This is a genomic window from Massiliimalia massiliensis, assembly GCF_900155615.1.
Lineage (GTDB): Bacteria > Bacillota > Clostridia > Oscillospirales > Ruminococcaceae > Massiliimalia > Massiliimalia massiliensis.
Map to the genome: position 1 here is coordinate 565,510 of NZ_FUHT01000002.1, position 23,489 is coordinate 588,998.

Here is a 23,489-nt window from a genome sequence, read left to right on the forward strand (position 1 = left end):
GATCAAGTAAGACAAACCGCATAACAACGGGCTTTGCGCCTTCATTTGATCATTTGTCTCTCTCTGACGGTAGAAAAATGAAAGTGAGCAGAAAAGGAGAATGAAAGATGACAAAAACAGGGGAATCCAAATTTGCCAAAGGACTTTTAAAGAGGATGACACCTGAAAACCGAAAAAAACTTATCGCATATCTTGAATTACTTGTAGAAAAGCAAGGTGCAAAATGACTGTACATAAAAAAAACAGCTTCCTATGCTGCAACATAGAAAGCCAAATCAAGAGGATTGCACCCCTCAAAAACATCTTTATTATACCGGGTGCAGTCCTCCAAGTCAAGAGGTGGATCATGGCACTGTATAAAATCTGTCCCCATTGCGGGGCGTATTTAGATCATGGGGAGCAATGGGATTGTAACCCATACGAAGAACGGCAAGCCGAAACGCTGGAATATCCAGCCGGAAATAAAAGAAAAAGAGAGGAAAAGGAACATGATTACATTCGGAAAGAAAACATTGATGGAAGAATACGGGCTGACAGAAGAACAGGCGAAAGAAATTAAGGATTCGCACTTTGAAGAAATCAAAAAAATCTGTGTCAGGGAGAAACTGAATCAAAAGCACCAGAATTATAAAAACGCAATCATAAATGTCCTGCCATGTCTGGCTACTATGGAAAGCTTGCGGGCAGTGCTGACAGCGGCGCAGGACGCATTCAGAAGGGAGCAGGAAGCTATAAGCAGAGACCCCAGCGAGGACAAACAAAATGAAGATAAAAATTAGCTATGAATCCAATGAAGAATTTGACATGTTGGATATTGTGGGATATTTCAAAGATCGTTTCCCCAGTGTGAAATGTCGCAAATGTGACCGCTATACCCCATTTCATCACATATATTTGACTATTAAGAACCGGAGGAAACCGCATAACAAAGGCAAATAGCAAATATATACCCTTTGTATAAAATGATTGACTTTTTATAATACATATGGTATAATATAATCAAATAGAATATGGCATGAGTACCGCCGGGAGTTTGTATGTTTCTTCCCGGTTAGCTTCTTCTTTTACTTGGGTTTATTTGATGGCATGGGAACAACCTTTTACAGGCGAGGTTGGCTCATGCCTTTTTTATTTATTCAGCCGACGGGCGTAAAACGGGAGGACATTATGGAAAAACAGATCATAAACACGCCAGCAGATGGCGGCGCCACTCAGAACGAGGAACGCACTTTCACACAGGACGAAGTGAACAGGATTATTCAGGAACGGTTAGCCCGCGTCAAGGATAAGGCTGAAACGCCTGACAGTGAAAAGGTGCAGGATATTATCAACCGAGAAAACAAGCTGAACTGCAAAGAATACATTTTGGATCAAGGGTATCCGTCGGTATTGCTTGATATACTGGATACTTCCAATTCAGAAGCATTCCAAGCTTCAGCAGATAAACTAATAGAAGCGTTCCCACAGCTAAAACCACAGGTACAGGAACCGGGCGGAACTGGTTCGATTGGGAACTTCCCCCGGCGCAGGCCAGACCAGGACACCCTGTTTGACAAGCAGTTGGAGAACGTCTTTCTAAACAAAGAATAGGACGTGACTTTATACAATGGCTATTAATTTAGTAACGAAATTTCTACCATACGTTGACGAAAAATTTACCGCAGAGAGCAAGAAAAGCTTACTCACAAACAATGATTTTGATTGGACTGGTGCGCACACCGTCAAGGTTTACAAGATCAGCACCGGAACCATGAACGACTATGACCGGGATGGAACAGGTGACAATGCTTCCAGATATGGAGCGGCTTCTGCCCTGAACGCAACCACAGAGGAATTTGCTTTAACCAAAGACAGATCATTCACCTTTACCATTGACAAGCTGGACACTGACGAAACAGGCCAGCAGTTGCAGGCGGCCTCTGCTCTAGCCCGGCAGCAGAGAGAGGTTATTATTCCAGAGGTTGACACTTACGTTTACAATGTGATGTGTACCAAGGCGGGAACCAAGCCCGCAGGCGTTGCGCTGACGGCAGAGAATATCTACACTGAGATTCTCAAGGCAAGCGAAACCCTTGACAATGAATTTGTACCGGAAACAGGGCGTGTCCTCGTTGTGACACCTGCAACCTATACGCTTATGAAACAGTGCAAGGATATCATCATGGAGACTGATATCGCAAATGACATGCGGTTAAAGGGCGTGATCGGTATGCTGGACGGTGCTTCTGTTGTCAAAGTGCCGGCCAACAGACTGCCTGAATCATTCGGCTTTATGATGGCGCACCCATCCGCAACGGTAGCGCCTGTTAAGCTGGAAGATTATAAAATCCATCAAGACCCGCCGGGAATCTCCGGTAGTCTGGTGGAAGGCAGAATCGTGTATGATGCCTTTGTGCTGGATAACAAGACCAAGGCGATCTATTATCAGGCAGTAGCGGATAAGGCGTAAAAGGCCATTTTCTAGGGCGTGTGGGCAATAGTCCGCGCGCCTTTTGTCTTAGGAGGGATTACTATGGCTAAGAGAAGATTGAAGCTTTCCACGCCGCTTGAGGTACGCCGGGCATTATCCAAGGTTGCAAACATGGTATTAAACAACGAGCTTGACCCTAGGGCGGCCAACACGATCATACTAGCCTGCAACGCTGTTTTGAGTGCGATCAGGACAGATGAGCAGGAAAGGCGGCTGTGTGAGCTTGAAAAGATGATTGAGGAGAAACATTGATGAACAGTTTATTGAAGCGTATCGGCAAGCTGGAGGGGCGTATCAAGCCACATGAAGCTGAATGGTGGTGGATCATGACTGACGGCTCAGAAGTACCAATTACAGACGAAACAGACCCGGTATTGATTTGCAGCGGAGAAATTAAAGATTTCCACCCCGTTTCATTTCGTTATATTGGGGATATGGATCCGCTTACACTTTCGATCCTAACATCGGCAGTTGACAGGGCGCAGAGAGGCAGGTGATTTCATGAGAAGTATCAACAAGCGGATTGACTTATTAGAACAAGCCATCAGAAAACAACATGTTAATAGGGTTACTCTGATATATTCCGACGGTACAGAAAAGACCCTTGAGGCTGTTAACGCTCTATATGAAGTTCTGGAATGCAACGGCAACATTGTTGACATTCGCTATCTTGACGATGCGGAAAGCCAAATTATGTCCGCTATGATTGAATGCAACAAAACTTTACACGCCAGTGTGGACATGCTATAATATCTATGGCGTTACCTGCCCAGCGGTAGGCGGTTCATTCTTTGCCCTCGAAAGGGGGCTTGCTTATGGAGAATATAATCTACCTGATTATTATTCTGGTTCTTATCGAAAGAATCTTACATACTGGCAATAAAAAAAGATAAACCGCCATCACTCCAATGAATACGGTTTATCTTTAACCTATTATTGAGGGCGAACCGTTTACCGGTAACGCCTTTTTCTATTTCTATTATATCATATGATCCTATTTTGTCAAAGGATTTTCGATGAATACAATCAAAGTTTCAAAAAATTAGAATCAAAATAGAATCACGAAGAAAACAAGAAACCCGCCAAAGCCGATTATATAAGGCTCTGACGGGTGATTTTTATGGTATCTTACTTATACCAATTCAATGATAGCCATCTCTGCTGCGTCACCGCGACGTGGCCCGGTTTTGATGATGCGGGTGTAACCACCGTTTACATCAGCATATTTCGGGGAAATTTCATCAAATAATTTCTTAACCACATCTTCTTTTGTGATATATGCAAACGCCTGACGCTTGGAGTGGAGGTTATTTGTTTTGCCGAGGGTAATCATTTTCTCGGTCATAGCACGAACCTCTTTCGCTCTGGATACTGTGGTTTCGATTTTACCGTTTTCAAGTAAAAAAGTAACCATAGCTCTCAGCATTGCTTTTCTGTGATCAGAGGCTCTTCCGAGTTTTCTGCTTCCTGCCATTCTAATTCACTCCTTACTGGTTGTTCTTCGATTAATCTTCGTCCGGATTCAGGTTGAAGCCCAGTGAGTTGAGTTTAAATACAACTTCTTCCAGGGACTTCTTGCCGAGGTTACGGACCTTCATCATATCGTCTTCCGATTTATTAATCAAATCGCCTACCGTATTGATTCCTGCACGTTTTAAGCAGTTAAACGAACGTACAGATAAGTCAAGCTCCTCAATAGTCATCTCGAGGACTTTTTCGTTACCTTTGTCGTCCTTTTCTACCATGATTTCCGCGGATGCCGCTTCTTCTGATAGATCCACAAACAAGTTGAGATGCTCATTCAGAACCTTGGCTGCAAGGGATATGGATTCCTTAGCGGAGATCGTTCCGTCAGTCCATACCTCGAGGCTCAACTTATCATAGTCGGTAATCTGTCCAACACGGGTATTTTCAACCGTATAATTTACTTTCAAAACCGGCGTATAGATACTGTCTACAGCGATCGCACCGACAATATTCTGGATGTTCGCCTTGTTGCGTTCAGCCGGAACATAGCCGCGGCCTTTATCAATCACGATTTCCATATAAAGCTTTGCGCCCTGATCCAGGGTTGCGATATGCATGGCCGGATTTAAAATCTCAACCTCAGAATCCGCTTTGATATCGCCTGCTGTGACGACGCCTTCGCCTTCTGCTTCAATATAAACGGTTTTTGGTGACTCGCCATGGATTTTGGCGGTCAGCCCTTTGATGTTCAGAACGATTTCCGTAACATCTTCTTTCACACCCGGAATGGTGGAAAATTCATGCTGTACCCCGTCAATTTTAATAGAGGTTACAGCGACACCTGGTAATGAGGAGAGCAGTACGCGTCTCAGGCTGTTGCCCAGAGTGGTACCGTAGCCGCGTTCAAGGGGCTCCAAGACAAACTTGCCGTAACTACCGTCAGGTTTCATCTCAGCTGTCTCAATTCTTGGCTTTTCAATTTCGATCATTTATAACCCTCCTATGATACAAAACTTTTCAAAAAATGATCTCCCGAAAATTTCAGGCAGTTTGCTGAATATTTCTGTTCCAAAAGTTTCCAACATAGAATAGATTGGTTTTTTCTGGGAAAAATATTCAGCCAAACAGCATTTCCCGAAAAAGATTTGTAAAAATGTTTGATTCCAGTGGAAAATCGTCTGCACCTTCGATTATCTGGAGTAGTACTCTACGATCAGGTTTTCCTGGACATCCAGATCGATGTCTTCGCGGCTTGGCATCCGTGCAATCTTTGCTGCCAATTTATCCTGATCCATCTCCAGCCACATCGGAACCGGGCGGGAACCGTTTGCTTCAACAACAGCTTTGATTTTGTCAGAGGAACGGCTCTTATCGCAAACTGCAACAACGTCGCCTTCCTTTACCAGGTAAGACGGAACATTAACCTTCTTACCATTTACGGTATAATGACCGTGTACAACCAACTGACGAGCTTCCGCTCTAGAGCCGGCAAGACCCATTCTGTAAACTACGTTATCCAGTCTGGATTCACAGATAATAAGCAGGTTCGGCCCTGTCATACCCTGTTTCTTTTCAGCCATGTCAAAATATTTTGCGAACTGGCTTTCCAAAACGCCATAGAAACGTCTTGCTTTTTGTTTTTCTCTTAACTGAATTCCATATTCAGAAACTTTTTTTCTGCTCTGTCCATGCTGCCCCGGGGCATATCCTCTGCTAACGAAAGAACATTTATCAGAGTAACATCTTTCGCCTTTCAGGAATAATTTCTGTCCTTCACGGCGGCACATTCTGCATACTGCACCAGTATATCTAGCCATATCGTTACACCTCCTGATAAATATTACACACGTCTTCTTTTCGGCGGGCGGCAACCATTGTGCGGGATTGGGGTGACGTCTTTGATCATAGAGACTTCAAGCCCAACTGCCTGCAGCGCACGGATTGCTGCTTCACGTCCTGAACCAGGCCCTTTTACATAGACTTCAACGCTCTTCAAACCATGCTCCATAGCAGCCTTTGCCGCCTGTTCCGCAGCAGTCTGTGCAGCGAACGGAGTGGATTTCTTAGAACCTCTGAAGCCCATTTCACCGGCGCTAGCCCATGAAATCGCGTTGCCCTGTGTGTCCGTAATGGTAACGATGGTATTATTAAAGGTAGACTGAATATGAACGGCACCGCGTTCGATGTTCTTCCGCTCACGGCGTCTGCGGACTGTTTTCTTAGCAACTTGTTTTGCCATTTCTCAGAATCCCTCCTGCTATTTTTTCTTATTAGCGATCGTTTTCTTCGGACCTTTTCTGGTACGTGCGTTTGTCTTAGTACGCTGTCCTCTTACAGGAAGACCTCTTCTATGACGAACACCACGGTAGCATCCGATTTCGATCAACCGTTTGATGTCAAGAGCAGTACTTCTGCGAAGGTCACCCTCAACTTCGAAATTTTTGTCAATATAATCACGCAGTTTTGCAAGATCATCTTCAGATAAATCCTTTACACGGATGTCCGGATTTACACCTGTTGCTTTGATGATATCGCTTGCTGCTTTCTGACCGATACCGTAGATATAAGTTAAACCAATCTCGATTCTCTTTTCTCTAGGCAGGTCAACACCAGCTATACGAGCCATAAAGTTGCACCTCCAAATAACACAATCAATGCCTTAATAAGGCACTGCCTGTATCTGTAATAGATGTTTGAACCAAATAATATAAGGTTTCGCTATTAACCCTGACGTTGTTTGTGTTTCGCATTCTGGCAGATAACCATGATGCGGCCTTTACGTCTGATGATTTTGCATTTTTCACACATGGGCTTAACGGAAGGTCTTACTTTCATCTGAAATTACCTCCTTCGTGATTCAGTGGAATTCCTTTGACAACAAAATTCCAACCGAGACCTTAGTCTGTTTGTTCTGATTTATTTGGAACGCCAAGTAATGCGTCCTTTTGTCAAATCATATGGCGACATTTCAACCGTCACCTTATCCCCGGGCAGAATACGAATAAAATTCATCCGTAGCTTGCCTGAAATATGAGCCAAAATTGTGTGTCCATTCGGCAATTCTACTTTAAAGGTAGCGTTTGGCATTGTCTCTTTTACAATACCCTCAATTTCGATTACATCTTCTTTGGACAAGCGGTTTACCTCCCTTTAACAGGCGACGGGACTGCCAGAACCAAAATTCAGCTCCCACAGTGCTCGCCTAATTTTTTTGTCAGTCAATAGGTCTTCCTCCGGAACGACCTGGTTTGTTTTTGCAATGTGGCGGATATTTTTCCGTTTTGGCTTTTCTGCCTTCCGGCGCCTGCCGTCTGCGATCAGCACAAACTCCGCTTCCGCCTTTAACACCACATAAAAACTCCCCGCATCATGCCCGGCAGTGGACCTGACCACGCTTCCCCTCTTGAGGAGCGTCTGGGTATTTCGCTCTGCCTGCGCCATTTTCACCCTCCTTACGCCCTGGTAAGGATTTTTGCACCGTCATTGGTAATCACAACGGTGTGTTCAAAATGGGCGGCAATGCTTCCTGAAGCAGTCACTGTTGTCCAGCCATCAGATAACACTCTAACGTCTTCCCCTACGAGGTTGATCATCGGTTCGATCGCCAGTGTCATCCCAGCCGCGAGCCGGACGCCCCGTCCTGCTGTTCCGAAATTAGGAACCTCAGGATCCTCATGGAGTTTTCTGCCGACGCCGTGCCCCACAAACTTGCGCACCACACCGTACCCAAAGCTTTCTGCATGGGACTGCACCGCATGGCCGATATCTCCAATCCGGTTTCCCGGTTTTGCCGCTTCAATACCCTTGTATAAACATTCTTCCGTCACTCTGAGCAGCGCTTTTGCCTCGTCTGAGATTTCACCTACCGCAAAGGTGTAGGCGTTGTCTCCGTTAAACCCGTTATAAAACGCGCCAACGTCGACGCTGACAATATCGCCGTCATGCAGAATCCGCTTCTTGGAAGGGATCCCGTGAATGACTTCGTCGTTTATCGAAATACATGCGCTTGCAGGGAATCCACCGTATCCCAGGAAATTGGGCTTTGCACCAGTTGAAACGATATATTTGCGAATCGCTTCATCAATCTCCTTTGTCGAGACACCGGGATGCATATATTCACCTGCAACCTTTAATGCCTGTGCTGAAATCCGGCATGCATCACTCATAACCCGAATCTCGCTGGCATTTTTTAAAGTTACCATCTACTATGCCTCCAAGGCTTTCAAAGTTAAAGCAGAAGTATCTGCCACTTCCTCCTGACCCTCTACGATGGTCAGCTTTCCTGTCTTTTCATAGTAGTCTTTCAAAGGCTCGGTCTGCTCATGGTAAACGTGCAGACGATCTTTGATGGTATCCGGGTGGTCGTCTTTTCTCTGAACGGTTTTCCCGCCGCATTTATCACAGGTTCCTTCCGCTTTAGAAGGCTTGTAATCCACATGGTAGGAAGCACCGCAGTCCTGGCAGACTCTTCTGCCGGAAAGGCGCTGCATGATTTTTTCATCCGCAACCTCAATATCAATCACCTTGTCGATCTGGATGCCCATTGCATCGAGTGCTTCAGCCTGCGGGACAGTTCTTGGGAAACCGTCGAGAATAAAACCGTTTTTGCAGTCATCCTTTGCAAGACGCTCTTTAATAATATCAATTACAACCTCGTCGGGTACCAAAGCACCAGAATCCATAAAGGATTTTGCCTTCAGTCCTAACTCTGTTCCGTTTTTGAGTGCTTCACGAATAATATTCCCGGTGGAAATAGCCGGAATATTGAGATGTTCGCAAATCACCTCGGCCTGTGTTCCTTTTCCTGCTCCAGGAGCGCCTAATAAGATCAGATTCATCTGTTGACCTCCTCTGTCTTATTCCAAGAAGCCTCTGTGATGGCGCATAGTCATCTGAGATTCCAGCGTACGCATGGTATCCAGTGCAACCCCTACGATAATGATAATCGAAGTACCACCCAGAGAAATGTTGACATCTGTCAGCCAGGTGAAAATAATTGGGAAAATCGCAATCGCACCGAGGAATAATGCACCCAACAGGGTAATCTTGGAAATAACCTTCGAAATGAATGTTACAGTTGGTTTTCCCGGACGGATACCCGGAATAGCACCATTGTTGCTCTTGATATTGTTTGCGATCTCTACCGGATTGTACTGGATCGCAATATAGAAATAGTTAAAAGCAATAATCAGCAGGAAATACAGGATCGCATAGGCAGCGCCTCTCGGTGAGAGAGCATTGAATACGTGATACCAGAAGCTGCCGGTTTTTGGTGTCCAGAACATCTGGATGGTGCTCGGCAAGGATAAAAATGCGCTTGCAAAGATGATCGGCATAACGCCGCTCATGCTGACCTTGATCGGAATGTAGGAGGACTGTCCGCCATACATCTTCCGGCCGACCACACGTTTCGCATATGCTACCGGGATTCTCCGTTCTGCCGTTGTCATAATGACAATAAACACAATAATTGCGGCAAAGACAATCAGGGTCAGCGGCACTACAAAGTAGTGGTATCCGCCTTTCTGGAACTCTGCCCACAAGACTTGAATGGCAGCCGGGCCTCTTGTGATAATTCCCGCAAACAGGATAATGGAAATCCCGTTGCCGATTCCCTTGTCATTGATCTGCTCACCCAGCCACATTACCAGGGCAGCACCTGCTGTGAATACCAGGATAATGGTAATCGCGGTGAACCATGTGGTGAAAGTGTTATCCAGATATGCCTCGGGGATCGCGTCATATCTTCTCATCAGGAAATAGTAGCCAACCGCCTGTAAAATAGCAATTGCCACTGTTGTCCAGCGAGTGATTTTGTTTAACTTTTTGCGGCCTTCGCCACCCTCTTTTGCCATGCGTTCCAACGGACCAATCGCAACGGTCAAAAGCTGGATGATGATGCTCGCATTGATATAAGGTGTAATGGACATTGCAAAGATGGTTGCACTTTGGAACGCACCACCGGAAAGCATGTTCAAGTACCCAAAGAAGTTGCTGCCGTCGCCAGTTAACGCCACTAAGGGTTCAGCGTCGATAAACGGAGCCGGGATTGCAGCACCAATTCTGAAGATGAGAAGGATCATCATTGTATAGAAGATCTTCCGTCTCAAATCAGGGTTCTTAAAGGCATTTCTAATTACTTCCAACACCTTACATCACCTCGGTCTTTCCACCTGCTTTTTCAATTTTTTCAACCGCAGATTTGGAGAAAGCTGCCGCTTTCACAGTAAAGTTCTTTGTCACTTCACCATTGCCGAGAACTTTAATTCCGTCAAGGGTCTTTTTCACAAGACCTGCTTCAACGATTGCATTTGTATCGATGACAGCGCCATCTTCAAATTTCGCTTCCAAATCAGAGACATTGATGATCACATACTGTTTTGCAAAGATATTGTTGAATCCTCTTTTCGGAATACGTCTCTGCAAAGGCATCTGTCCGCCTTCAAATCCTGGTCTGACTCCGCCGCCAGAACGCGCCTTCTGCCCTTTGTGACCTTTCCCTGCTGTTTTACCATTACCAGAGCCATGTCCGCGACCAATTCTTTTTACATCCTTGGTGGAACCTGCTGCCGGTGATAACTCGTGCAGTTTCATTACACTCGCACCTCCTTGTTATCTTTCTGTGACCTCAACGAGGTGAGAAATCTTAAAGACCTTCCCTCTGGTTGCGTCATTATCAGGTTGGGTGGTAACATCACCGATCTTGCGAAGCCCTAAGGATTCAGCAACGGCAATCTGAGTTTTCTTTGCGCCGACAAGACTTCTTACCAGCTTCACATCTAACTGTGCCATGAATCAGTGTCCTCCTTAACCTAAAATTTCGGAAACGGATTTTCCGCGGATCGCAGCAACTTCTTCTGCAGAACGAAGCGCGTTTAAGCCGTTGATTGTTGCTCTCACTACGTTGCAAGGATTGTTGGAACGCAGCGCTTTTGTACGGATATCTTTGATCCCGCAAGCTTCAACCACTGCACGGACAGGACCGCCCGCGATAACTCCAGTACCTTCCGGAGCCGGTTTCAGGAGAACGCGGCCAGCGCCAAATTCTCCGATGATTTCGTGCGGAATCGAGGTTCCTCTCAGGGAAACCTTGATCAAGTTTTTCTTCGCGTCCTCGATGCCTTTTCTGATTGCATCCGGAACTTCGCCGGATTTGCCCAGACCAAAGCCAACGATACCATTCCCGTCGCCAACGACAACCAAAGCAGCGAATTTAAAGATCCGGCCGCCCTTTACCGTTTTGGATACACGGTTAATGGACACTACTTTTTCCTGCAATTCTAAACCTGTTGCATCTATTCTAGCCAAACGAATAACCTCCTCTTAGAATTTGAGGCCGCTCTCACGGGCTCCATCAGCTAATTCTTTCACTCTTCCGTGATAGAGGTAACCGCCACGGTCAAATACGACAGTCTCGATCCCCTTTTCAACAGCTCTTTTACCCACTAACTGACCTACTTTTTTTGCTGCTTCCTTGTTGCCGCCAACTCCTTCGAATTCTTTATCCATAGAAGAAGCGGAAACCAAAGTTACGCCGTTCACATCGTCGATCAGTTGTGCATAAATATGCTTACTGGAGCGGAATACGTTCAGGCGCGGACACGCTGCAGTTCCAGACACTTTTGCACGGACTCTGCGGTGTCTTTTTAATCTAGCCTTATTTTTATCAGGCCTATTCACCATTTGTCAGTCACTCCTTTAACCTTATTTACCCTTACCGGCTTTTCCTTCCTTACGCTGTACATATTCGCCAAGATAACGAATACCTTTTCCTTTGTAAGGTTCCGGCGGACGTTTTTCACGAACTTCAGCAGCGAACTGGCCAACCTTCTGCTTGTCTGGCCCGCTGATGACAATTCTGTTCTGAGCCGGCACTTCGATCGAGATGCCATCGATTTCCGGCACAATGACCTGATGGGAGTAACCCAGGTTCATAACCAGGTCTTTGCCCTGTTTTGCACAACGGTAACCAACACCCTGGATTTCGAGCTCTTTCTTGAACCCTTCCGAAACGCCGACCACCATATTGGAGATCAGTGTTCTGGTTAATCCATGGAGAGCCTTGTGCTGTTTTGTTTCACTCGGACGGGTTACGTTGATGACGCTGCCCTCAACGGTAACAACCATATCCGGATGTAAATCGCGTTCGAGAGTTCCCTTCGGGCCCTTCACAGTGATGTGATGGCCGTCGAGCTTTACCTCTACTCCGGAGGGAACATCGATCGGTTTTCTACCTATTCTAGACATTCGTGTTCCTCCTTACCAAACAAATGCTAAGACTTCGCCGCCTACGTTCTGTTTTCTTGCTTCTCTGTCGGTCATAACACCTTTCGAAGTAGAAACGATCGCAATTCCTAAGCCCTTCATGACTTTCGGCATGTCTTCACAGCTTGTATAGATTCGCAGACCCGGTTTGGATACTCTGCGCAACCCTGTAATAATCTGAGTTTTGTTTTCACCGTATTTCAATGTCATACGGATAATGCCCTGTTTTCCATCGTCAATTACTTGGAAACCTTTCACATAGCCTTCATCCACCAGAATCTGGGCGATAGCCTTCTTCATATTGGATGCCGGAATGTCCACCGTTTCGTGTTTTGCTGAATTTGCATTTCTGATTCTGGTCAGCATATCAGCAATAGTATCGGTGATTTGCATTTGGTCAACCTCCTTTGCTCGTGCTTACAGCTTTTTAAGCATTTTACCAGCTTGCTTTTCTAACTCCTGGGATCTGTCCTTTATAAGCCAGCTCTCTGAAGCAAATACGGCAGATACCATATTTTCTCAGGTAAGCGTGCGGTCTTCCGCAGATTTTACATCTGTTATAAGCACGGGTGGAAAACTTCGGAGCGGCCTGCTGTTTGTTGATCATAGACTTCTTAGCCATTTTCAGTTCCTCCCTTACTTAGCGAACGGAGCGCCCATCAAAGTTAGTAACTCGCGGGCCTCTTCGTCGGTTTTTGCTGTTGTAACAAATGAAATATCCATACCACGGATTTTATCAATTTTATCATATTCAATTTCAGGGAAAATAAGCTGTTCTTTCAGACCGACGGAGTAGTTTCCTCTGCCGTCGAAAGAGTTTGCGTTAATTCCTCTGAAGTCACGAACCCTCGGAAGCGCTACGTTGAAGAAGCGATCCAGGAATTCATACATCATTTCGCCGCGAAGCGTTACTTTCGCGCCGATTGGCATGCCTTCACGAAGTTTGAAGTTTGCAACTGATTTTCTAGCGCGGCAGATCAGCGGCTTCTGACCGGTAACCTTCGCCAAATCACCTACAACGGAATCCAAAATTTTGGAATTGCTTACTGCTTCGCCGCAAGCAACGTTCACGACGATTTTATCAAGCTTCGGAATCTGCATGACACTTTTGTACTCGAACTTTTTCATCAAAGCCGGAGCAACATCTTTCTGGTAATATTCCTTTAATCTTGCCATACTCTCTTCTCCTTACTTAAAATGTTTCGCCGCAGTTCGCATGTTTGCAGACACGAACCTTTTTGCCGTCCTGTTCTGCGTGGCCAACTCTGGTCGGCTTTCCGCATTTCGGGCAAACAGGCATTACTTTGCAGGCATAAAGAGCTCCTTCGGCTTTTACAATCCCGCCTGTTTCACCCATCCTTCTCGGCTTCAGGTGCTTGGTGACAATGTTCAAGCCTTCAACAATGACTTTGCCTTCTTTCGGGCTTACTTCCAGGACTTTCCCTGTTTTGCCCTTATCTTTTCCGGAAATAACCATAACGGTATCGCCGGTTTTTACGTGCAATTTCTTATTCATCTCATCGCACCTCCCATTACAGCACTTCCGGAGCCAGAGATAAAATCTTCATGTAATCTTTATCACGAAGCTCTCTTGCAACCGGCCCAAAGATACGGGTGCCTCTTGGGTTTTTATCTTCTCTAATAATAACAGCAGCGTTTTCGTCGAATCTGATGTAAGATCCATCATCACGGCGCAAACCTTTTGCTGAACGAACGATTACTGCTTTCACAACATCGCCTTTTTTGACAACGCCACCCGGTGCAGCCTTTTTCACGGAAGCTACAACGACGTCCCCAATATTAGCGTACCTTCTGCGGGAACCGCCTAATACGCGGATACACATCAATTCTTTTGCTCCGGTATTATCGGCAACCTTCAGGTAAGTTTGCATCTGAATCACAGTGCGTTCCTCCTTTCGGTTTTAACGAAAATATACTTGAACCAAAGTAGCTGAAATTCCACAAAGGCTTATTTCGCCTTTTCTACGATTTCAACAACTCTCCATCTTTTGTCTTTGGACAGCGGACGGGTTTCCATCAGCATCACTTTATCGCCGACGCCGCACATATTGGTTTCATCATGTGCCTTGAGCTTAATGGTGCGCTTGATGATCTTTTTATAGAGAGGGTGTCTGACATTGTCAGCAATGGAAACAACTACGGTTTTGTCCATCTTGTCGCTGACTACCATGCCGACCCTTGTTTTTCTGAGGTTTCTTTCACTCATCGCTTAATCTCCCTTCCTATTATTCCGCTTTCAGTTCCTGCTCACGAATCACCGTCTGAATGCGAGCAATATCTTTTTTGACCGCTTTGATCCGCATTGGGTTATCAAGTTGATTCACAGCGAGCTGGAAACGAAGGTTGAAGAGCTCTGCTTTGAGATCTCTCAGTTTCTGATTCAATTCAACAAGTGACATTTCTCTGATTTCATTAGCTTTCATTATTGCTCACCACCTGTTTCTTCCTTAGTCACAAACTTACATTTCAACGGAAGCTTGTGCATCGCGAGTCTCATTGCTTCACGGGCGATCTCTTCAGAAACGCCTGCGATTTCAAACAAAACCCTGCCCGGTTTTACAACCGCTACCCAGTATTCCGGGGAGCCTTTACCTTTACCCATTCGGGTTTCAGCCGGCTGCTGTGTAACCGGTTTGTCTGGGAAAATTTTAATCCAAACTTGACCACCACGTTTGATATAACGGGTCATCGCGATACGAGCGGCCTCGATCTGGTTGGAAGTAATCCATGCTGGTTCCAAAGCCTGGATGCCGTATTCGCCGTGGCTTACAAAGTTGCCGCGGGTGGCTTTCCCTTTCATTCTGCCGCGCTGCTGGCGACGGTGTTTTACACGTTTTGGCAATAACATTATTTACTTCCTCCTTCCCTGCGAGGTCTTCTGCGATTGTTTCTCGGAGCCTCTACCTTCGGCAGTTCTCCTTTCAAAACTTCGCCTTTATAGATCCAAACCTTAACGCCGATTTTACCATAGGTGGTGTCGGCTTCAGCGAAACCATAGTCGATGTCAGCCCGCAGGGTCTGCAGCGGGATGGTGCCTTCATGGTAATCTTCGCTGCGGGCAATTTCAGCGCCGCCCAAACGTCCGGATACGCGGGTTTTGATTCCCTTTGCGCCCAGTCTCATGGTACGGCCGATTGCCTGTTTCATCGCGCGGCGGAAGGAAACACGGCGTTCCAACTGTCCGGCAATATTTTCAGCTACAAGCTGTGCGCTTAAATCCGGCTGTTTTACCTCAACAATGTTGACAATAACCGGCTTGTTCAGCATTTTTTCCAACTGTTTGCGCAGTTTTTCGATTTCAGAACCGCCTCTGCCGATAACAATACCCGGCTTCGCGCAGTGGATGTGGATTCTTACTTTTAACGCATCACGCTCGATTTCGATACGCGGTACGCCGGCTGCATATAAGGTTTTCTTCAAGAACTTACGGACTTTATAGTCTTCCACTAAAGTATCGCCGAAAGTGCTGTCTTTCGCAAACCAGCGGGAATCCCAATTCTTAATAACGCCCACTCTCAATCCATGTGGGTTTACTTTTTGTCCCATAGTTTACCTCCTCTTTCAGCTTATTCCTTTTCTTTCAGAACAATTGTAATATGGGATGTTCTTTTCAGAACTCGGAATGCACGGCCCTGTGCTCTTGGTCTGATTCTTTTCAGAATAGGACCCGGGCAAACAAAACACTCAGCGACATAAAGATTATCTTTATCCATAGCGTGATTGTTTTCTGCATTAGCAATGGCCGATTTCAGAAGTTTTTCAAGCTGTTCACAAGCAGCTTTAGGTGTGTGTTTCAAGATAGCCATTGCCATGTCGGCGTCTTTGCCTCTGATTAAGTCAAGAACAATCTGGACCTTGCGAGGAGCAATACGGGCATATCTTAAATGTGCTTTTGCTTCCATTTAAAATCCTCCTTCCGGCCTATTATTTACCATTATTTGAAGTTTTCGATCCAGCGTGGCCTCTGTAGGTTCTGGTCGGAGCGAATTCGCCCAACTTATGACCTACCATATCTTCCGTTACATAAACCGGAACGTGTTTGCGCCCGTCATGTACTGCGAATGTATGACCAACGAAATCTGGGAAAATAGTGGAAGCACGGCTCCAGGTTTTCAGAACCTTCTTCTCACCAGCTTCATTCATTGCGATAACTCTTTTTAACAGGACCGGCTGTACATAAGGTCCCTTTTTAATGCTTCTACCCATGATTCATCTGCCTCCCTTCACTTACTTATCATTTCTGCGTTTTACGATAAATTTATCGGAGCGATGATGTTTCTTTCGGGTTTTGTAACCCAGGGTCGGTTTGCCCCACGGAGATACAGGTCCCGGACGGCCGATCGGGGATTTACCCTCACCACCACCGTGCGGGTGGTCGCATGGGTTCATGACAGAACCGCGAACGGTCGGTCTCCAGCCCATATGACGTTTTTTACCAGCTTTACCGATGTTGACGTTTTCGTGGTCGGTGTTTCCAACCTGGCCAACAGTCGCCATACACTCAACCGGAACATTTCTCAGCTCTCCAGACGGCAGTCTGATCAGCGCATAGGCGCCTTCTTTTGCCATCAACTGAGCCTGGTTGCCGGCAGAACGGACGAGCTGAGCGCCTTTTCCCGGATACAGCTCCACATTGTGGATAAAGGTACCTACAGGGATGTTGACAAACGGCAGCGCGTTGCCCGGTTTGATATCAGCATCCGGGCCGGAGCTGACTACGTCGCCAACATTAAGGCCAAGCGGAGCGATGATATATCTCTTTTCGCCGTCTTCATACTGCAGCAGGGCAATATGAGCGGAACGGTTTGGGTCATATTCCAGAGACAGGACGGTCGCGTTGCCCGCTTTGTCTCTCTTGAAATCGATGATACGGTATTTTTTTCTGTTTCCGCCACCACGGTGACGAACAGTGATTCTACCATAGCTGTTACGGCCTGAATTTTTCTTTAAGCTTTCTAAAAGACTTTTTTCAGGAGCAACTTTGGACAGCCCGCTGTAATCAGTGACAGTCATCTGTCTTCTGGACGGGGTTGTCGGTTTGTAAGACTTGATAGCCATTACGGTTTCACTCTCCTTATTTTCGGTTTAGCGAGGTACTTTCCTTTCGGTTTCAGAAAGGGTTGCCTCATACATCACCTGAGAGGGATCGCCCTCCCAAATCATCAGGCATTTGCCCGATTACAGCATTCCTTCAAAGAATTCAATCGTTTTAGAACCTTCGGTTAAAGTAACGACAGCCTTTTTCCAATCCGGCTTATAGCCCTCGCTGCGGCCCATTCTTTTAAAACGGCCCTTTACGCTAATGGTATTCACCTTAGCCACTTTAACGCCAAACAGTTCTTCTACCGCTTTCGCAATTTCGATTTTATTTGCATTCTTCGCAACTTTGAAGGTGTATTTTTTAAATTCCTGAGCCATCATGGAATTTTCAGTGATGATCGGCTTAATGATAATATCCTGAGCAACTTTAATCATTATGCGTACACCTCCTCAATTTTCTTCACGGCATCAACAGTCGTCACGATCTTATCGCTGTTGAGGATGTCGTAAACGTTGAGTGTGTTGACCAAAGTGGTCTCAACACCATCGATGTTGCCTGCGCTCTTGAGCACCTTGCTGTCGATTTCCGGCATTACAACCAATGCTTTCCCGTCAACGCCCAATGCTTTGAGCATGGAAACAACCGCTTTTGTTTTGTAATCTTCCAGAACAAGTTTGTCCAGAACGATCATGTTTTTATTTAACACTTTATCGGACAAAGCGGATTTCATCGCTAATCTCTTAACCTTTTTGTTTAAGGAGTAGCTGTAGTCACGCGGTTTCGGCCCTAAAGCCACACCACCATGACGCCACTGCGGAGCACGGATAGAACCCTGTCTTGCATGACCGGTTCCTTTCTGTCTCCACGGTTTCCGTCCACCGCCGCGCACTTCTGTACGGGTCAGCGTGGACTGTGTACCCTGACGTTGATTTGCAAGGTAGTTCACAACAGCCATATGCATAACTGCTTCGTTTGGCTCAATCCCGAAAATTTCTTTCGAAACATTCATTTGTTTGAGCTTTTCACCGTTCATATCATAAACCTGAACTCTTGGCATATTGCTTCCTCCTTCCACTAAGCTTTCTTCACGCTGGTGGTTACTGTAACAATCCCGTTTTTCGGGCCCGGAACAGCACCCTTCAGTGCGATCAAATTGTTTTCTGCGTCAACTTTTACAATTTCCAGGTTCTGGACTGTAACAGTTTCAGCGCCCATGTGACCTGGCATTTTTTTGCCCTTGTAGATTCTGGACGGGTCAGAGCAAGCGCCCATGGAACCCGCGTGTCTATGAACCGGACCGGAACCGTGGGTTTCTTTGATTCTGGAACCATTATAACGTTTAATGGTACCCGCATAACCCTTACCTTTGCTGGTGCCGGTTACATCAACAATATCGCCGGCAGCGAATACGTCCGCTTTCAGGATATCACCAACATTTACCGCTGCACAGTCGTCAAATTTGAACTCTTTGAGGGTTCTCTTCGGAGCGACGTCGCCTTTTGCAAAGTGGCCTTTCATTGGTTTGTTGACTCTGTTTGCTTTCATGTCTCCAAAACCGACCTGTACTGCTTCGTAGCCGTCGTTTTCAGTGGTTTTTTTCTGAACAACTACGCACGGGCCTGCTTCGATGACGGTTACTGGAATTACTTTTCCAGCTTCGTCGAAAATCTGGGTCATACCGATTTTCTTTCCGATAATAGCACTTTTCATGTTGCTTTCTGCTGATTCCCTAATAATCAGCATTTCCTCCTTTTTAGGTTATTGGTTGACACATTGGCCAACATGACCTGTTCGCGTATGGCTTCGGGGTTAGAGCTTGATTTCGAAATCTACGCCAGCAGGAAGTTCCAGACTCTGCATTGCTTCTACCGTTTTGTTGGACGGTCTGAGAATGTCGATAAGTCTCTTGTGGGTTCTCATTTCAAACTGTTCCCGGCTGTCTTTATATTTGTGTACAGCACGGAGGATTGTTACAACCTCTTTCTGAGTCGGGAGCGGAATCGGCCCCGAAACCCTAGCACCTGTTCTCTTTGCTGTTTCAACGATCTTCGCTGCCGCAGCGTCGACCAGGCTGTGGTCATAACCTTTCAGTCTGATTCTGATTTTTTCTTTGACTGCCACTGTCATCGCCTCCTTAATAATTTACATAACTGGGGGTTTGACAAATTCCGAACACGCCTCCGGGTGTTTCACATCCCGGCAACAAAAAACCGAAAAAACGCAAAGTTTTTCCGGGGCAGAATTCTTCCATAGCGTTAATCGGCAATCACATCTGCGGCGCAAGCCCGCAGGGATATTGCTAGCTACGAAACAACTGTTCAAAATTGGTCGCCCGGTTTAAAATCGGACATACTCCACGAAAAAACCCGCACAAAGTGCGGCAACCTTCCGCTTCAACGCATATCTGTCGCAGTCACGCAAGTGTTATAATACCATATCCGATGCGGTTTTGCAAGCTTTTCGCAAAAATATGTGTGTAGATTATAACAGAATTTTTTCTTTTGTTTTTGTGTATTTTTACCATTCGTGTTTTAAAGGAAAACTCCCCGTCATCAGACGGGGAGTCAACATTCTTGTTTGTATCGGCAAAGCGATTATTTGCCAGCCAATTCAACCAGGTGAGCATATTTATCCTGAGCATATTTTTCAGCCTGTTCAAACAGCTCTTTCGCACGATCTGGATTGGAACGAGCCAAAACATTGTAACGGACTTCGCCCATGATAAAGTCATTGTAGCTTGCAGTCGGCGCCTTGGAATCCAACTGGAATCCGTTCTTGCCGTCCAGAACAAGGCGCGGGTCAAAGCGGAACAGGTGCCAGTAGCCAGCAGCAACCGCTTTCTTCTCTTCAGTCTGCGCGATGCTCATACCGCCCTTGATGCCGTGGTTGATACACGGAGCATAAGCGATGATAACAGACGGGCCGTGATAGCTTTCTGCTTCCACAAACGCCTTCATGCACTGGTTATAATCAGCGCCCATAGCAACCTGAGCAACATAGACATAGCCGTAGCTCATTGCGATTGCAGCAAGGTCTTTTTTCTTAACCTGTTTTCCGGCAGCAGCAAACTGTGCGATTGCACCGACCGGTGTTGCTTTGGAAGCCTGGCCGCCGGTGTTGGAGTAAACTTCGGTATCAAATACGAGGATATTGACATCTTCGCCGGAAGCGATGACGTGATCCAGCCCGCCGAATCCGATATCGTAAGCCCATCCGTCTCCGCCGAGAACCCATACAGATTTCTTGCAGAGGAAGTCTTTTTCAGCCAGAATTTCACGTCCTAACGCGCAGGCCTCACAGGTGCAGCCCTCGATTACACAATCTTCCAGAGCCGCAATATAAGCTGCAGTAGCAGGAGTGTTCAGCTTGCCGTTTTCCAGTGTATCCAGCCAGTTCTGAGCAGCCTCTTTCAGGCCGGCATAACAGTAGTCAACCGCAATCAGTTCCTGAGTCTTTCCAACCAGTTTGTCTCTGATCGCTTTCTGAGCCAGGTACATACCGTAGCCATATTCAGCATTATCCTCAAACAGGGAGTTTGCCCAAGCCGGACCAAAACCAGACTTGTTTACAGTATACGGAGTAGACGGGGAAGAACCGCCCCAGATAGAGGAACAGCCGGTAGCATTTGCAATATACATTCTGTCGCCGTAAAGCTGTGTAGCCAGTTTTGCATACGGGGTTTCGCCGCATCCCGCGCAAGCGCCGGAGAATTCAAGCAGCGGCTGTTTGAACTGGCTGCCTTTAACAGTTGTTTCTTTGAACTTTTCAGCAACATCTGCTTTTTCCGGCAGTTTGAAGGCATAGTCAAAGTAAACCTGGGTATCTTCCTGGGTTTCCAGAGGCTGCATAACCAGAGCCTTCTCACCCTTCTTGCCCGGGCAGACGTTTGCGCAAGAGCCACAGCCTGTGCAGTCCAGAACAGAGATTGTCATAGAGAATTTCTTATCTGCCATACCGGTCATAGCGGTCATCTTCATGCCTTCCGGAGCAGCAGCAGCTTCTTCTTCCGTCATAGCAGCCGGGCGGATAACCGCATGCGGACATACGTAAGAACAGAAGTTACACTGGATACAATTGTCCGGATTCCAAACCGGAACATCGATTGCGATACCACGCTTTTCAAATGCAGAAGAACCGAGCGGAACCACACCGTTTTCTCTGCCGGCAAAAGCAGATACCGGGAGCTTGTTCCCTTCCTGTGCGGCAACCGGGATCAGGATATCGTTTACATATCCTACCAGATCAGCGTTCTCGCCGGTTGCAGTTACGGTCAAATCAGTGTCGGCAGCGTTTTTCCAGGATTCCGGAACCTCTACCTTCTTTACTTCCTTTGCGCCGCGTTCGATTGCTTCGTGGTTCATCTTGACGATTGCTTCACCCTTCTTGCTGTAAGAAGCGGTAGCAGCGTCTTTCATGTATTTAATCGCGTCGTCAGCAGGGATAATATCAGCCAGCTTGAAGAATGCAGACTGCAAAACAGTGTTGATTCTTCCGCCCAGGCCGATTTCTCTACCAATTTCAACACCGTCGATGGTATAGAACTGGATGTTGTTCTGAGCAATGTAGCGTTTCATCTGACCCGGCAGATGCTGTTCCATTTCATCCACAGTCCAGCCGCAGTTCAGAAGGAATACGCCGCCCGGTTTCACATCGGAAACCATATCGTATTTATTGACATAAGAAGGATTATGGCAAGCAACGAAGTCAGCCTTTTTGATCAGGTAGGTAGAAGTAATTTTGGAATTACCAAAACGCAGGTGGGACACTGTGATACCACCGGACTTTTTGGAGTCGTAATCAAAATAAGCCTGTACGTTCATATCAGTGTGGTCGCCGATAATTTTAACGGAGTTTTTGTTTGCACCAACAGTACCGTCAGCGCCCAAGCCCCAGAATTTGCAGCTCTTGATATCAGCAGGGGTTGTATCCGGATCTTCTACGATCGGCAGGGACAGGCAGGTAACGTCGTCGTTGATACCGATAGTGAAGTGTTTCTTTTCTGTATTTTTGAACACAGAAACGATCTGAGCCGGAGTAGTGTCTTTTGAGCCCAGGCCGTAGCGTCCGCCGAATACCGGAACGTCTTTGAACTTGCTGTCTCTCAGTGCAGCAACAACATCCAGGAAGAGCGGTTCACCGAGCGCGCCCGGTTCTTTTGTACGGTCAAGGACAGAAATCTGTTTTACAGAATCCGGAATAGCATCGATCAGGTGTTTTGCAGAGAACGGTCTGTACAGTCTGACTTTCACCATACCGTATTTTCCGCCCTTGGCATTCAGGTAATCGATGGTTTCCTGAACTGTATCAGAAGCAGAACCCATGATTACAATAACATGCTCTGCATCCGCAGCGCCATAGTAGTTGAAGAGTTTATAATCAGTACCGATTTCAGCGTTAACCTTGTCCATGTATTCTTCAACAACAGCCGGAAGCTCTTCATAATATTTGTTCGCAGCTTCTTTTGCCTGGAAGAAGATATCCGGGTTCTGGGCGGTACCTTTCTGATAAGGATGTTCCGGATTCATGGCATTTTTGCGGAATTCGGCAATGGCATCCATGTCAGCCATGTTTTTCAGGGTTTCGGTATCCCAAGCAGCAACCTTCTGGTATTCGTGAGAGGTTCTGAACCCATCGAAGAAGTGCAGGAACGGTACCTTTCCTTTAATAGCGGACAGATGCGCAACAGCACCCAGGTCCATAACCTCCTGCGGGTTGGTGGAAGCCAGCATTGCAAAACCGGTCTGACGGCACGCATATACGTCCTGGTGGTCACCAAAGATGGAAAGCGCGTGGGAAGCCAGCGCACGGGCAGAAACGTTGATTACGCCCGGCAGAAGTTCCCCGGCAATTTTATACATGTTCGGGATCATGAGCAATAAGCCCTGGGAAGCAGTGTAAGTGGTGGTTAACGCACCAGCAGACAGAGAACCGTGAACTGCGCCGGCAGCTCCAGCTTCGGACTGCATTTCAACGACTTTAACAGTCTCCCCAAAAATGTTTTTCATACCTGCAGCAGCCCATTTATCAGTTACTTCAGCCATGTTGGAAGACGGTGTAATCGGATAAATTGCAGCGACTTCGGTAAAGGCATAAGAAACATGAGCGGCAGCGGTATTACCATCCATAGTTTTCATTTTTCTTGCCATGAATTTTTCCTCCTTAAAACTTGTATGAGAAAAGTAGAACTTTTTCATTCTTCTTCATTTTATCACGATTCATTCTGGT

General features: G+C 46.4%; 39 protein-coding genes. 6 read left to right on the forward strand and 33 right to left on the reverse strand.

Annotation, left to right across the window (positions count from 1 at the left end):
• Positions 1-488: 488 nt before the first annotated feature.
• From CZ360_RS02650 to CZ360_RS02675, 6 genes are all read left to right on the forward strand, one after another.
• Positions 489-779 (forward strand): hypothetical protein, encoded by a 291-nt coding sequence (locus tag CZ360_RS02650; protein ID WP_143530124.1) that lies wholly within the window; start codon positions 489-491, stop codon positions 777-779.
• A 340-nt stretch (positions 780-1,119) separates the two neighbouring features.
• Positions 1,120-1,590: a hypothetical protein gene (locus CZ360_RS02655; protein WP_077532632.1), complete on the forward strand. Its 471-nt coding sequence runs from the start codon at positions 1,120-1,122 to the stop codon at positions 1,588-1,590.
• Positions 1,591-1,606: 16 nt separating this feature from the next.
• Positions 1,607-2,449 carry a major capsid protein gene (locus tag CZ360_RS02660; protein WP_077532633.1) on the forward strand — a complete coding sequence of 281 codons (843 nt, stop codon included), beginning with the start codon at positions 1,607-1,609 and terminating at the stop codon, positions 2,447-2,449.
• 63 nt (positions 2,450-2,512) lie between these two features.
• Positions 2,513-2,722, forward strand: a complete 210-nt coding sequence (locus CZ360_RS02665; protein WP_077532634.1) for a hypothetical protein — start codon at positions 2,513-2,515, stop codon at positions 2,720-2,722.
• On the forward strand, positions 2,722-2,967 hold the full coding sequence (locus CZ360_RS02670) for a hypothetical protein (RefSeq protein WP_077532635.1): 246 nt from the start codon (positions 2,722-2,724) through the stop codon (positions 2,965-2,967). Before CZ360_RS02665 ends, CZ360_RS02670 begins: the two co-directional genes overlap by 1 nt.
• A 4-nt stretch (positions 2,968-2,971) precedes the next feature.
• Positions 2,972-3,220, forward strand: coding sequence for a hypothetical protein (locus tag CZ360_RS02675; protein WP_077532636.1), 249 nt, complete (start codon positions 2,972-2,974; stop codon positions 3,218-3,220).
• A 382-nt stretch (positions 3,221-3,602) separates the two neighbouring features.
• On the opposite strand, the gene rplQ is transcribed toward CZ360_RS02675, so the two are convergent.
• The 33 genes from rplQ to nifJ all read right to left on the reverse strand — a co-directional run bounded on the left by rplQ (position 3,603) and on the right by nifJ (position 23,410).
• On the reverse strand, positions 3,603-3,944 hold the full coding sequence (rplQ, locus tag CZ360_RS02680) for a 50S ribosomal protein L17 (protein WP_077532637.1): 342 nt from the start codon (positions 3,942-3,944) through the stop codon (positions 3,603-3,605).
• Between the two features lie 31 nt (positions 3,945-3,975).
• On the reverse strand, positions 3,976-4,926 hold the full coding sequence (locus tag CZ360_RS02685; RefSeq protein WP_077532638.1) for a DNA-directed RNA polymerase subunit alpha: 951 nt from the start codon (positions 4,924-4,926) through the stop codon (positions 3,976-3,978).
• A 201-nt stretch (positions 4,927-5,127) separates the two neighbouring features.
• The gene (gene rpsD / locus CZ360_RS02690; RefSeq protein ID WP_077532639.1) at positions 5,128-5,754 is read right to left on the reverse strand and encodes a 30S ribosomal protein S4; all 627 of its coding nucleotides are present in this window, start codon (positions 5,752-5,754) and stop codon (positions 5,128-5,130) included.
• 23 nt (positions 5,755-5,777) lie between these two features.
• A complete protein-coding gene (rpsK, locus tag CZ360_RS02695; protein ID WP_077532640.1) occupies positions 5,778-6,176 on the reverse strand; it encodes a 30S ribosomal protein S11 in 399 nt (132 codons plus the stop codon).
• An 18-nt stretch (positions 6,177-6,194) separates the two neighbouring features.
• Positions 6,195-6,563, reverse strand: coding sequence for a 30S ribosomal protein S13 (gene rpsM / locus CZ360_RS02700; RefSeq protein ID WP_077532641.1), 369 nt, complete (start codon positions 6,561-6,563; stop codon positions 6,195-6,197).
• A 95-nt stretch (positions 6,564-6,658) separates the two neighbouring features.
• Complete coding sequence (rpmJ, locus tag CZ360_RS02705; protein ID WP_077532642.1) at positions 6,659-6,772, reverse strand: 50S ribosomal protein L36; 114 nt, start codon at positions 6,770-6,772, stop codon at positions 6,659-6,661.
• A gap of 81 nt (positions 6,773-6,853) precedes the next feature.
• Positions 6,854-7,072: a translation initiation factor IF-1 gene (infA, locus tag CZ360_RS02710; protein WP_077532643.1), complete on the reverse strand. Its 219-nt coding sequence runs from the start codon at positions 7,070-7,072 to the stop codon at positions 6,854-6,856.
• 15 nt (positions 7,073-7,087) lie between these two features.
• Positions 7,088-7,378, reverse strand: coding sequence for a KOW domain-containing RNA-binding protein (locus tag CZ360_RS02715; RefSeq protein ID WP_077532644.1), 291 nt, complete (start codon positions 7,376-7,378; stop codon positions 7,088-7,090).
• A gap of 11 nt (positions 7,379-7,389) precedes the next feature.
• The gene (gene map / locus CZ360_RS02720) at positions 7,390-8,139 is read right to left on the reverse strand and encodes a type I methionyl aminopeptidase (protein WP_077532645.1); all 750 of its coding nucleotides are present in this window, start codon (positions 8,137-8,139) and stop codon (positions 7,390-7,392) included.
• A 3-nt stretch (positions 8,140-8,142) separates the two neighbouring features.
• Positions 8,143-8,775 carry an adenylate kinase gene (locus CZ360_RS02725; protein WP_077532646.1) on the reverse strand — a complete coding sequence of 211 codons (633 nt, stop codon included), beginning with the start codon at positions 8,773-8,775 and terminating at the stop codon, positions 8,143-8,145.
• Positions 8,776-8,793: 18 nt separating this feature from the next.
• On the reverse strand, positions 8,794-10,086 hold the full coding sequence (gene secY, locus CZ360_RS02730; protein ID WP_077532647.1) for a preprotein translocase subunit SecY: 1,293 nt from the start codon (positions 10,084-10,086) through the stop codon (positions 8,794-8,796).
• A gap of 1 nt (position 10,087) precedes the next feature.
• Positions 10,088-10,531, reverse strand: a complete 444-nt coding sequence (gene rplO, locus CZ360_RS02735) for a 50S ribosomal protein L15 (protein ID WP_077532648.1) — start codon at positions 10,529-10,531, stop codon at positions 10,088-10,090.
• Between the two features lie 18 nt (positions 10,532-10,549).
• On the reverse strand, positions 10,550-10,729 hold the full coding sequence (gene rpmD, locus CZ360_RS02740) for a 50S ribosomal protein L30 (protein ID WP_077532649.1): 180 nt from the start codon (positions 10,727-10,729) through the stop codon (positions 10,550-10,552).
• A 15-nt stretch (positions 10,730-10,744) separates the two neighbouring features.
• Positions 10,745-11,245, reverse strand: a complete 501-nt coding sequence (gene rpsE, locus CZ360_RS02745) for a 30S ribosomal protein S5 (RefSeq protein WP_077532650.1) — start codon at positions 11,243-11,245, stop codon at positions 10,745-10,747.
• A 15-nt stretch (positions 11,246-11,260) separates the two neighbouring features.
• Positions 11,261-11,620, reverse strand: coding sequence for a 50S ribosomal protein L18 (gene rplR / locus CZ360_RS02750; protein ID WP_077532651.1), 360 nt, complete (start codon positions 11,618-11,620; stop codon positions 11,261-11,263).
• Between the two features lie 21 nt (positions 11,621-11,641).
• Positions 11,642-12,184, reverse strand: a complete 543-nt coding sequence (rplF, locus tag CZ360_RS02755; protein WP_077532652.1) for a 50S ribosomal protein L6 — start codon at positions 12,182-12,184, stop codon at positions 11,642-11,644.
• Positions 12,185-12,196: 12 nt separating this feature from the next.
• Complete coding sequence (rpsH, locus tag CZ360_RS02760; RefSeq protein ID WP_077532653.1) at positions 12,197-12,595, reverse strand: 30S ribosomal protein S8; 399 nt, start codon at positions 12,593-12,595, stop codon at positions 12,197-12,199.
• A 43-nt stretch (positions 12,596-12,638) separates the two neighbouring features.
• Positions 12,639-12,824, reverse strand: coding sequence for a type Z 30S ribosomal protein S14 (locus CZ360_RS02765; RefSeq protein ID WP_077532654.1), 186 nt, complete (start codon positions 12,822-12,824; stop codon positions 12,639-12,641).
• A 14-nt stretch (positions 12,825-12,838) separates the two neighbouring features.
• Positions 12,839-13,378, reverse strand: coding sequence for a 50S ribosomal protein L5 (gene rplE / locus CZ360_RS02770; protein ID WP_077532655.1), 540 nt, complete (start codon positions 13,376-13,378; stop codon positions 12,839-12,841).
• Positions 13,379-13,394: 16 nt separating this feature from the next.
• Positions 13,395-13,718 (reverse strand): 50S ribosomal protein L24, encoded by a 324-nt coding sequence (gene rplX, locus CZ360_RS02775; RefSeq protein ID WP_077532656.1) that lies wholly within the window; start codon positions 13,716-13,718, stop codon positions 13,395-13,397.
• Between the two features lie 16 nt (positions 13,719-13,734).
• Positions 13,735-14,103 carry a 50S ribosomal protein L14 gene (gene rplN, locus CZ360_RS02780; RefSeq protein ID WP_077532657.1) on the reverse strand — a complete coding sequence of 123 codons (369 nt, stop codon included), beginning with the start codon at positions 14,101-14,103 and terminating at the stop codon, positions 13,735-13,737.
• 68 nt (positions 14,104-14,171) lie between these two features.
• Positions 14,172-14,429, reverse strand: coding sequence for a 30S ribosomal protein S17 (gene rpsQ, locus CZ360_RS02785; RefSeq protein ID WP_077532658.1), 258 nt, complete (start codon positions 14,427-14,429; stop codon positions 14,172-14,174).
• 19 nt (positions 14,430-14,448) lie between these two features.
• Positions 14,449-14,646: a 50S ribosomal protein L29 gene (gene rpmC / locus CZ360_RS02790; protein ID WP_077532659.1), complete on the reverse strand. Its 198-nt coding sequence runs from the start codon at positions 14,644-14,646 to the stop codon at positions 14,449-14,451.
• Positions 14,646-15,071, reverse strand: coding sequence for a 50S ribosomal protein L16 (gene rplP, locus CZ360_RS02795; protein ID WP_077532660.1), 426 nt, complete (start codon positions 15,069-15,071; stop codon positions 14,646-14,648). The genes rpmC and rplP overlap by 1 nt, the downstream gene beginning before the upstream one ends.
• Entirely contained in the window at positions 15,071-15,769 is a 699-nt protein-coding gene (rpsC, locus tag CZ360_RS02800) for a 30S ribosomal protein S3 (RefSeq protein WP_077532661.1), read from the reverse strand. The genes rplP and rpsC overlap by 1 nt, the downstream gene beginning before the upstream one ends.
• 20 nt (positions 15,770-15,789) lie before the next feature.
• On the reverse strand, positions 15,790-16,125 hold the full coding sequence (gene rplV, locus CZ360_RS02805) for a 50S ribosomal protein L22 (protein WP_077532662.1): 336 nt from the start codon (positions 16,123-16,125) through the stop codon (positions 15,790-15,792).
• Positions 16,126-16,147: 22 nt separating this feature from the next.
• A complete protein-coding gene (rpsS, locus tag CZ360_RS02810) occupies positions 16,148-16,429 on the reverse strand; it encodes a 30S ribosomal protein S19 (protein ID WP_077532663.1) in 282 nt (93 codons plus the stop codon).
• 21 nt (positions 16,430-16,450) lie between these two features.
• Positions 16,451-17,281 carry a 50S ribosomal protein L2 gene (gene rplB, locus CZ360_RS02815; protein ID WP_077532664.1) on the reverse strand — a complete coding sequence of 277 codons (831 nt, stop codon included), beginning with the start codon at positions 17,279-17,281 and terminating at the stop codon, positions 16,451-16,453.
• 120 nt (positions 17,282-17,401) lie between these two features.
• Positions 17,402-17,698 (reverse strand): 50S ribosomal protein L23, encoded by a 297-nt coding sequence (rplW, locus tag CZ360_RS02820; RefSeq protein WP_077532665.1) that lies wholly within the window; start codon positions 17,696-17,698, stop codon positions 17,402-17,404.
• Complete coding sequence (rplD, locus tag CZ360_RS02825) at positions 17,698-18,321, reverse strand: 50S ribosomal protein L4 (RefSeq protein WP_077532666.1); 624 nt, start codon at positions 18,319-18,321, stop codon at positions 17,698-17,700. The genes rplW and rplD overlap by 1 nt, the downstream gene beginning before the upstream one ends.
• A 17-nt stretch (positions 18,322-18,338) precedes the next feature.
• A complete protein-coding gene (rplC, locus tag CZ360_RS02830; protein ID WP_077532910.1) occupies positions 18,339-18,974 on the reverse strand; it encodes a 50S ribosomal protein L3 in 636 nt (211 codons plus the stop codon).
• Positions 18,975-19,073: 99 nt separating this feature from the next.
• Complete coding sequence (gene rpsJ / locus CZ360_RS02835) at positions 19,074-19,385, reverse strand: 30S ribosomal protein S10 (protein WP_077532667.1); 312 nt, start codon at positions 19,383-19,385, stop codon at positions 19,074-19,076.
• A gap of 473 nt (positions 19,386-19,858) precedes the next feature.
• On the reverse strand, positions 19,859-23,410 hold the full coding sequence (nifJ, locus tag CZ360_RS02845; RefSeq protein WP_077532669.1) for a pyruvate:ferredoxin (flavodoxin) oxidoreductase: 3,552 nt from the start codon (positions 23,408-23,410) through the stop codon (positions 19,859-19,861).
• Positions 23,411-23,489: the final 79 nt, after the last annotated feature.